Origin of the sequence: Coleofasciculus sp. (genome assembly GCF_046539235.1) — a bacterium.
In the GTDB taxonomy this organism is placed as follows: domain Bacteria; phylum Cyanobacteriota; class Cyanobacteriia; order Cyanobacteriales; family Coleofasciculaceae; genus Coleofasciculus.
Window position 1 is genome coordinate 1 of the sequence record NZ_JBKHHI010000290.1, and the last position, 8,691, is coordinate 8,691.

Below are 8,691 nucleotides of genomic sequence, written 5' to 3' on the forward strand. Positions count from 1 at the left end.
CGCGTTTGTTGCACGGGGGAAGCCAGATGTTGCTTCGCGTTTGTTGCACGGGGGAAGCCAGAGGATGCTTCGCTTTTGTTCGATGGGGGAGAATTCAAAGCCTCTCCAAATAAAAAAATATATTCCGCTTCCCTCTCCTTGTAGGAGAGGGCTAGGGAGAGGTTCGGAGAGAGGTTTGGAGAGAGGTTTTCCAGATCCTGTGAAAAGTAAGATCAATATGGGGGTAGTTAACCCGGATTTAGTCTGAGCCGTATGCAGGGAAATTTTTTATTCGGCACAGATTGCCGTTTTTTCCAAATCAAGGTTATAATTTGATTTGTGTCAGTGTGTTTCCTTGGAAACGCCGCTGCACACAAGGGCGCGTAGCTCAGTGGATAGAGCACCAGATTCCGGTTCTGGGTGTCGGGGGTTCAAATCCCTCCGTGCTCGTTAAACAAGAAACTCCAGTATTCTTATTCGACTAGAGTTTCAGCCAATAACTAATTAACTGTCACATTACCGTCTGTGCCAGTTTTTTGGTGTTCCTGCTGTTTTTTTTGACTATGAATTGCTCCAAGATCATTCCTTTTAATGCTGATGCCTAGATAAGAGTTTTTATTCAGTTTTATTAGCCGCGTCTACTCCATTGTCTGAAACTCACCCATCTCCCCTATGGGGAGCGGGGTAAATATCAGATGGGATCATAGCCGGGAAAGCCGATAACGTTTACGCTAAGCCGCGCTTGTTGATTTGAGATGGGAAACCCAACCGACAAAGTTAATCATAGGCATCCAATTACATACCCATGATTTCATATCCAGCATCGACATATAAAACCTGACCCGTGATCCCACTGGCGAGATCACTCGATAAGAAGGTGGCGGTATTGCCAACTTCTAGCTGGGTAACGGTTCGCCGTAGGGGTGCTACCTGTTCCACATGATGAATCATATCCAAGATGCCGCCCACCGCTGAAGAGGCTAGGGTGCGGATTGGACCTGCGGAAATCGCATTGACCCGAATATTACTCGGTCCCAATTCGGCGGCGAGGTAACGGACGCTCATCTCCAATCCTGACTTGGCAATCCCCATGACATTATAATTGGGGATCACCTTCACACCGCCAAGATAGGTCATGGTGACAATACTTCCTCCCTCCTTCATTAAGGGTTTAGCAGCGGCAGCTAATCGGGTGAGGGAATAGGTACTAATTTCTAAGGCTGTGGTAAACCCTTGACGCGAGGTTTGGCTAAACTCTCCCGATAAGTCCTCTTTATTGGCAAAGGCAAGGCAATGGATGAGGATGTCCAGTTTGCCCCACTGCTTCTCAATCGCCTCAAAGGTGGCGTCAATTTGAGCATCATCCTGGACGTTACAGGGTAAGAAGACACTCGGTTGTAGGGGTTCTACCAAGTCTCTGACTTTCTTCTCGAAGCGTCCCTTCTCATCGGGTAAATAGGTGACTCCCAACTCAGCACCCGCTTGGTGCAACTGTTGGGCAATGCCCCAGGCGATTGATCGATTGTTGGCAATCCCAGTCACCAGGGCATTCTTTCCAGTCAAATTCAGCATAAGTATCTTAATTCTTCAAGACAATAAAACAATTCGGTGAACTACTCAGGCTTACTTCGTATCTACTGAGCTTCTGATCTCACTGGGGATTGCGTCAACTTAGACTTACGTCCAAGCTTAGGTCTCACATCCCCTCCATCAGGTGTCCGTTGACATCTCACCTCATTATGTAACAATTGGTACAAAAAACCTATTGGGACTCAGATTAAGTATTCTTGAATACAATATAAAGATCGTTCATTGAGCCGATTTTGGAGTCTCAAGCTTCATCGGCGATCACTTAGAAGTCAGTAAGGCTTTGGCACAAGGGTAATAGGTATGGTCGTAATGCAAGATAGACCGTTAGCTGCTGTGTTTCGTCAAATCGGCGGAAGCTCATTTCCTCCCGTTGTTGAAACTTTTGAACGGGGCAAAACTATTTTTTTTCCAGGAGATCCTGCCGAACGGGTCTACTTTCTAATCAAAGGAGCTGTGAAGCTTTCCCGGGTATATGAGGCGGGTGAAGAAATTACAGTTGCCTTGTTGCGGGAAAATAGTGTCTTTGGGGTATTGTCATTGATTACAGGTCACCGCTCTGATCGGTTTTACCATGCGGTGGCATTTACCCCAGTTGAATTGCTTTCGGCTCCGATTGATCAGGTAGAGCAAGCGCTCAAGGACAACCCAGAACTATCCATGTTGATGCTCCAGGGACTGTCCTCGCGGATTTTACAGACGGAAATGATGATCGAGACATTAGCTCACCGGGATATGGGATCTCGCTTGGTCAGTTTTTTATTGATTCTCTGCCGTGACTTCGGAGTTCCTGGCAAGGATGGGATTACCATTGACTTGAAGCTGTCCCATCAAGCGATCGCGGAAGCGATTGGCTCCACACGAGTAACCGTCACTCGTCTACTGGGGGATCTGCGAACGGATCAAATGATTTCTATTCAAAAGAAAAAAATCACGGTTCACAACCCTGTGGTGCTGAGTCAGCAGTTCACGTAGGCGTCGTATACAATTTACCATTTTTTCATGCTCTAAAGTGGCTTCTAGCTCCGTTGTTCCGGTATAGGGTGCATGGTTACGAGCCAAAGTCCAGCGAAATGTTTTGGGCGCTTCAATGTGAGCATTGAGCTTATCAATAACATCCGACAATGGCTCGTTGCTTTTTAGGGCAAGAGTTGCATGGGTTGAACCATCAAGAATCAAAGGCTTTCTTTTGACCCCCATGGGTCACTAATTCCTCCGAATTTGATGCTTCACGCTGCACCCTTTCCGGACATCCCATACCCGTTGTCATGGCATAACGTTGGGCTAGGAGTCGCAATCCTAGTGAGGGATAACGCTCTTCAATCCAGGGTTGTAAGCGGCGAATCAGATTCGGGAACCACCCCTTAAGGAATCCACTGACTATAGCATTTCGAGTAAACGTGAAGTAGCTACCCAGCCAACGCAAGAAATCCTTTGTCCCTGCCATGTCCCAAATCCAAAAAATCAGGGCAGGATTACGTCTGGCTGCTTTTAATGCCAGTCGGTTGAAGGTTAACCAATCAAAACGGTCTTTAATAAAGGAATCAGCCACCTCTGGCGGTTCATCAGCTAAAAGCCCAAAGAAAGTATTTAGCATGGCATTAACCCGTTGGGGAGGCAAATGACGCCCGGTTGGCACCATCATGCCTTTGGAAAAGAGCCAAGTGACCGCAACATTGCTTTGGTGAGCGCGAATTTGGTTTAAATCGTTGGCAGTTAGGAGATTATGGCGTAGGGCGGTATCGAGTAAGTCGGTTAACCGATACAGGTTACGCACCAGGGAACCAAATCCCGTAAACACCAGAGGCGATTGTAGGGAAGCCGCATCGCCAATGGCAACTAGCCGATCAAACGCCACCGTGCGATCGCGACTGCTGATGCTAAAGTGTCCAGGAATATAGCCGAATGTGGGTTTCTTCCACACTAATTTTTCCATGTCGCAGCGGCGGTACTCTGGCAGAATTGTAAAAAAGTCTTCATACATTTCTAATAAAGAGCCAGGGTTCTCAGGATGCACCTGATGGTAATGGAACAAATAGATCGTCAAGTCCTCCCCCGCCCCCGGAAACAGTTCCCAAATCAACTGCCGTCCCCGGGAAATGTCGCCGTGGCTATTGAGAACGTCTCCATAGTTAGAATCCCACACCCCTGGCTCGAACCCACTGGCAATCACGGCACCGACTGTGGGGCAGACGCTATCAAACGCCCTGCCCCCATTCAGTTGCCAAGCGATGGGGGAAGCGGTACCCATGGCATCGACTAAAAGTCGTCCTCTGGCTTGTCGGGGGGTTTGGCTGGGCAAATGCTGTAGACTGACGACAACTTCCTCTGGCGTGATCTCTGCCCGGATAAACTCCGTCTCATCCCAGATGTCGCCGCCGGCTTTTTGTAACTTTTCTCCACATAATTGTAACAATTTCTCTGAATCAATTGCCACATTCAGTACTGTTGGTGTATGTAATACAGGTGCTTTTAGATGAGGAGGATTGTTGCCATCAAAGAATTTATTGAAGCCATCAATATATTCTCTGGCGATCATGGCTTCAAACTCATCGGGCGTAAATAACCCCAAATCGATGAGACTCTGAAACTCAGCCCGGGAAATATTCCATTCTCGGTTCATGCGCCCAAAGGGTAACCGTTCTACCAGTAGAACTCGATACCCCCGTTGTGCCATCACCGCGGCGTGAATGACTCCTAGGGCGCCACCGATATAAATCAGGTCATAGGTGGACTTTGAGTGACGGCTTCCGAGAAGCTGTGTCGGTTCCTCGGTTGTCTTAAACACAACTTGTTTAGGCTGCTGTGGATTCCGCACCCCTTCGCGCCATCGTTTTTCCCACCAATAGACGCGGTTGAGGTCATATTCCCCTTTGGGCATTTTTTGGAAGAAATGAACCGTCTGGGGATAATAGGGTGCCAGGGCCTCAAAGATAGACTGTTGGGATAAATCGACCTCTGGGGGTTCAGGATAGCGATGGGGAAACTGATGGCGTAAGTCTGCTGTCAGCTTCTGGAGTAATTGCCGTTCTCCTGGGATCGCGCGATCGCAACAGCGAAAGGCTTTTAAGTAGGTGGTTCGCTGCACCGACCAAACAAAAATGGAGATTTCCGGAATCGGGACGCAAATCGGTGTAGATGAATTGGCTGAAGACGCATGTTCAATTTGTACCAGGATACCATCCGGGGTTATCGTTTTCTTCCCCAGCTCAAAGTACCAGTCCTGCTGCAACCAGGTGCGAACAGCGTCGGTATCGGGGTTCGGTATTTCTACGTAGAGAAGTTCTTTCATCGGAGTGATCTGATTCGCTGAGGAATTAGGCAAGATGACGGAGGTGACTTGAAGCAAAATACGCTACACTTCCGGATACTGATTGCTTTAATATTAGTAAAAAAAGTTTACACTATTCTCATTTTCGGTAAATTAGGGTGCTTTTGTTAACTCACCATGAATTATCCCATCCCAGTTAGTCAGCAAGAAATGGCGGCTCTCCGTCAAAAACCAGTGAACGAAGAATTAGTGGCTGCGGCAATTGCCGGTGTCATTCAGATTGCCCGTTCTCAAGGACAGTCCCTAGACGAGCTTACCGCTGAAGTGCTAGCGGAAGATAGTGTCTTAGATCAGGCACAACGACGCTGGCTTAGTGATATTGTCGCCCAAGCCTGGAACATTCTGCCATCCATAGAGGCAGGCGGTGGGGAGTATCTCGGTGTCTGTTGAGAATTTGACACTCCCCGCTCTAAAAGAGTAAATCATAGTAGGATGGGCAAGAGTGATAAACCTTTACGGCTGATATTATTCTTGGTTGCTCTTGCCCACCTCACACCCTGCCTGTCCCTCAAGTAGGTTTCCACCGATGCCAGAAATAGCTTAATATAAGTCACACAAACCCATTAATCTATGGGGTGGGTAAGCTTCTGGAAATTTAACCCTATGCCTTACAGCCAATTTACCATCGGCAAAGTCAAAGAAGATTTTCACCTGACAACCGTTGAAGGGGTTCGCTTTTTCCCAGACTCCCTAGAACCCATCACACCAAGTCCCAGACTGCAAGGCATTTTAGATGATTTACCCTGGGCGATCGCGGTTGATACAGAAAAAGCGCGTTCTGAAGTGATTATCAATCCCGTCCTTTTAGAAGTGCGGCGCATTCTGGATCAGCAAATCAGCGTATTTTCCGGGGAAGAATTTAACATTGATGCGAATGTGGGGCTGAATGGGGTGTGCGATTTTATAATTAGTCGTTCCTCGGAACAGTTAACAGTAGAAGCGCCGACAATTGTGATTGTTGAAGCAAAAAAATCAGACTTAAAATCGGGACTCGGACAATGCATTGCGGAAATGGTAGCAGCACAGCGATTTAATCAAGAAAAAGAGCAAGCTATTACAGCCGTTTATGGTAGTGTTAGTAGTGGCACACAATGGCGATTTCTGAAACTGGAACAGCAAAGAGTCACCATTGATTTAACGGATTACTCACTTCCTCCTCTTGAACAAATTTTGAGCTTTTTGGTGTGGATGGTTAAGTCTGGGTGAATTCACGGTTATTCATTCAATGTTAAGGATAAAATAGTTTTGAGTAAGGGATGCGAGCCTTTGCCTTTATTTCCGGCGTCCACCCAACCGACAACTCCTGTGTCAAATCCCAAGATACTAATAGATCAGGACTTACGCACTCAGCCTGATCAGCAAGGGTAGAATGAGGCTTTCAGCTTCTCCACTAACGCTCAGAACAACGAGATTTCGTGGAGAGTGAGTAAGTGCGATAAACTGATGTTCCTAGGTATCGTTATCATTTAACACGATCCGGACGGCTATTAAGGATAAAGGTAGATCCGAATAGTACATCGCCAATAAAAATAATGGTGTGTCCTAGTTAAGCTAGAGGTTGGGTCAAGATATTTTTCTTTGCTCAGTGAAATATATCTTGATTAAAGATTTAATAAAAGATTAGCACTTGAGTAAATTATTGGTTAATTTCAGGAATTATATAAGTTAACATTAAATTACTCTGGTTCACCCCGACATTATGTTTAAAGTCCGCACTCTGATTAAATTTATACTTATTTTTGTGTTGACAATTTTTGTTTTAACATTTAATTGTCTTCACTATTGGGTATTCGGTGTATTTAATCTTCTCGGTCAAGATTCTCTGGCGGGAAATCAGTACAACTACGGAGAAGTCTTACAAAAAGCGGTCTATTTTTATGATGTGCAGCGCTCAGGAAAACTGCCTGCCAATAATCGGGTGGAATGGCGGGGGGATTCGGCATTAACTGATGGTGCAGATAATGGGATTGACTTAACCGGAGGCTGGTATGATGCCGGGGATCATCTAAAATTTGGCTTTCCCATGGCAGCTTCAACCACACTTCTGGCTTGGGGCGTCATTGAATACGAAGACGCCTATAAACAAAGTGGTCAATATAACGCCATGCTGGATAATTTGCGCTGGGTTAATGACTATTTTATTAAAGCACATCCGACGCCAACAGTGTTATGGGGTCAGGTGGGTAAAGGAAGTTTAGATCATGGGTGGTGGGGGGCGGCGGAGGTGATGCCGATGGAGCGTCCTTCCTATAAAATTGATGCCACTTGTCCTGGTTCTGATTTAGCTGGAGAAACCGCCGCCGCGATGGCAGCTTCAGCTATGGTTTTTCAAGCAAGTGATGCCAATTATGCTCAAACTTTGCTAAAACATGCCCAAGAACTCTATGACTTTGCTGAGCAATATCCGGGCAACTATTCGGATTGTATTACCGAGGCGGCAGAGTATTATAAATCCAGTGGTTATACTGATGAACTGGTTTGGAGTGCAGCATGGCTTTATCGGGCAACAGAAGCGCCAGAGTATTTACAGAAAGCTGAAGCCTATTATGAGCAGTTAAGGGATCAACCTAATGCGACTCTTGCCTATAATTGGACGCATACCTGGGATGATAAATCCTATGGAAGTTATGTATTATTAGCCGAATTAACCGGGAAAAATAAGTATCAAGAAGATGCCGAACGTTGGTTAGACTATTGGTGCGATCGCTGTCAGTGGCAGCACATCTTTTATACTCCAGGGGGACTGGCTTGGCTGGATGAATGGGGTTCGTTAAGATATGCGGCAAAAACGGCATTTTTAGCCTTTATTTATGGGGACTCCGTAGACTCGCCTTGGACGCGACGCAAATATCATGCCTTTGCCGAACGGCAGATTAATTATATGTTAGGCTCTAATCCAGATCAGCGCAGTTATGTGGTTGGATTTGGCAATAACCCACCCAGACAACCCCATCATCGAACGGCACATGGTTCTTGGGCAAATAGTAAAGAAATTCCGGAAGAAACGCGACATATTTTGTATGGAGCCTTAGTTGGTGGACCGGATCAGCAGGATAATTATATCGATGAACGGTCTAATTTTCAGATGACTGAAGTTGCCACAGATTATAATGCTGGATTTACGGGTGCTGTGGCGAAACTATATCAGAAATATGGAGGTAAAGCATTAGCAAAATTTCCTCCAACCGAACAACGGGACGATGAATTTTTTGTCGAGGCGCAAGGGAATCAACTGAGTGATAATTTGATGGAAGTGCAAGCCACCATTTATAATAAATCCGCGTGGCCCGCCCGGATTATTCCTAATTTATCGTTTCGCTATTTTATCGATAGTAGTGAGGTAATTGAAGCCGGAGGAAACCCAAGCGATATCACAGTCAATACCATGCCTGAATCAGGAATAACGGTATCCGGACTCAATCCTTGGCAAAATTCGCCAACGATTTACTACATTCAGGTGGATGTAGATGGGACACAACTCTATCCTGGAGGAGAAGCTTATTATAAAAAAGATGTCCAATTTCAGGTGAATACGCCGACAGGTATCTGGACTATGAATAATGATTGGTCGTACCAAGAGATGCTAGAACAAGCCGGGAAGGGCAAACGTACTCATATTCCGGTTTATAATAGTGGACAATTAATTTGGGGAGTTGAACCGCCACAAGATGGGTGAAATAGTTTTGATGCTTCACGACTTTCGAGGGTATAGTGCGTGAGTGTGTAGGGGCGGGTTTAGGGACTTTCGTGCAGCTATTGATAATAACGTTTGTACAAAACCCGCCCTGACTTGA

6 protein-coding genes and 1 tRNA gene are annotated in these 8,691 nt (G+C 46.1%); 5 read left to right on the top strand and 2 right to left on the bottom strand.

Translation table 11 applies throughout. The annotated features are described in order from the left end of the window. Positions 1–356 precede the first annotated feature (356 nt). Positions 357–429 (top strand) — tRNA-Arg (locus tag ACLFWI_RS21495). Between the two features lie 345 nt (positions 430–774). On the opposite strand, the gene fabI is transcribed toward ACLFWI_RS21495, so the two are convergent. Next, complete coding sequence (gene fabI / locus ACLFWI_RS21500) at positions 775–1,551, bottom strand: enoyl-ACP reductase FabI (protein WP_446351965.1); 777 nt, start codon at positions 1,549–1,551, stop codon at positions 775–777. Between the two features lie 318 nt (positions 1,552–1,869). Here fabI and ntcA point away from each other — a divergent pair, with 318 nt between their 5' ends. Further along, a complete protein-coding gene (gene ntcA / locus ACLFWI_RS21505; protein WP_446339378.1) occupies positions 1,870–2,541 on the top strand; it encodes a global nitrogen regulator NtcA in 672 nt (223 codons plus the stop codon). A 193-nt stretch (positions 2,542–2,734) separates the two neighbouring features. Here the strand turns inward: ntcA and ACLFWI_RS21510 are convergent, their stop codons facing one another. Beyond that, entirely contained in the window at positions 2,735–4,858 is a 2,124-nt protein-coding gene (locus ACLFWI_RS21510; RefSeq protein ID WP_446414611.1) for an NAD(P)/FAD-dependent oxidoreductase, read from the bottom strand. A gap of 156 nt (positions 4,859–5,014) precedes the next feature. On the opposite strand from ACLFWI_RS21510, the gene ACLFWI_RS21515 reads away from it, so the two are divergent. The 3 genes from ACLFWI_RS21515 (at position 5,015) to ACLFWI_RS21525 (ending at position 8,573) form a co-directional block, all read left to right on the top strand. Beyond that, positions 5,015–5,287: a hypothetical protein gene (locus ACLFWI_RS21515; protein WP_446414612.1), complete on the top strand. Its 273-nt coding sequence runs from the start codon at positions 5,015–5,017 to the stop codon at positions 5,285–5,287. 213 nt (positions 5,288–5,500) lie between these two features. Beyond that, complete coding sequence (locus ACLFWI_RS21520; RefSeq protein WP_446409494.1) at positions 5,501–6,103, top strand: hypothetical protein; 603 nt, start codon at positions 5,501–5,503, stop codon at positions 6,101–6,103. Positions 6,104–6,638: 535 nt separating this feature from the next. Then, on the top strand, positions 6,639–8,573 hold the full coding sequence (locus ACLFWI_RS21525; RefSeq protein WP_446414613.1) for a glycoside hydrolase family 9 protein: 1,935 nt from the start codon (positions 6,639–6,641) through the stop codon (positions 8,571–8,573). The last annotated feature ends 118 nt before the right edge of the window (positions 8,574–8,691 follow it).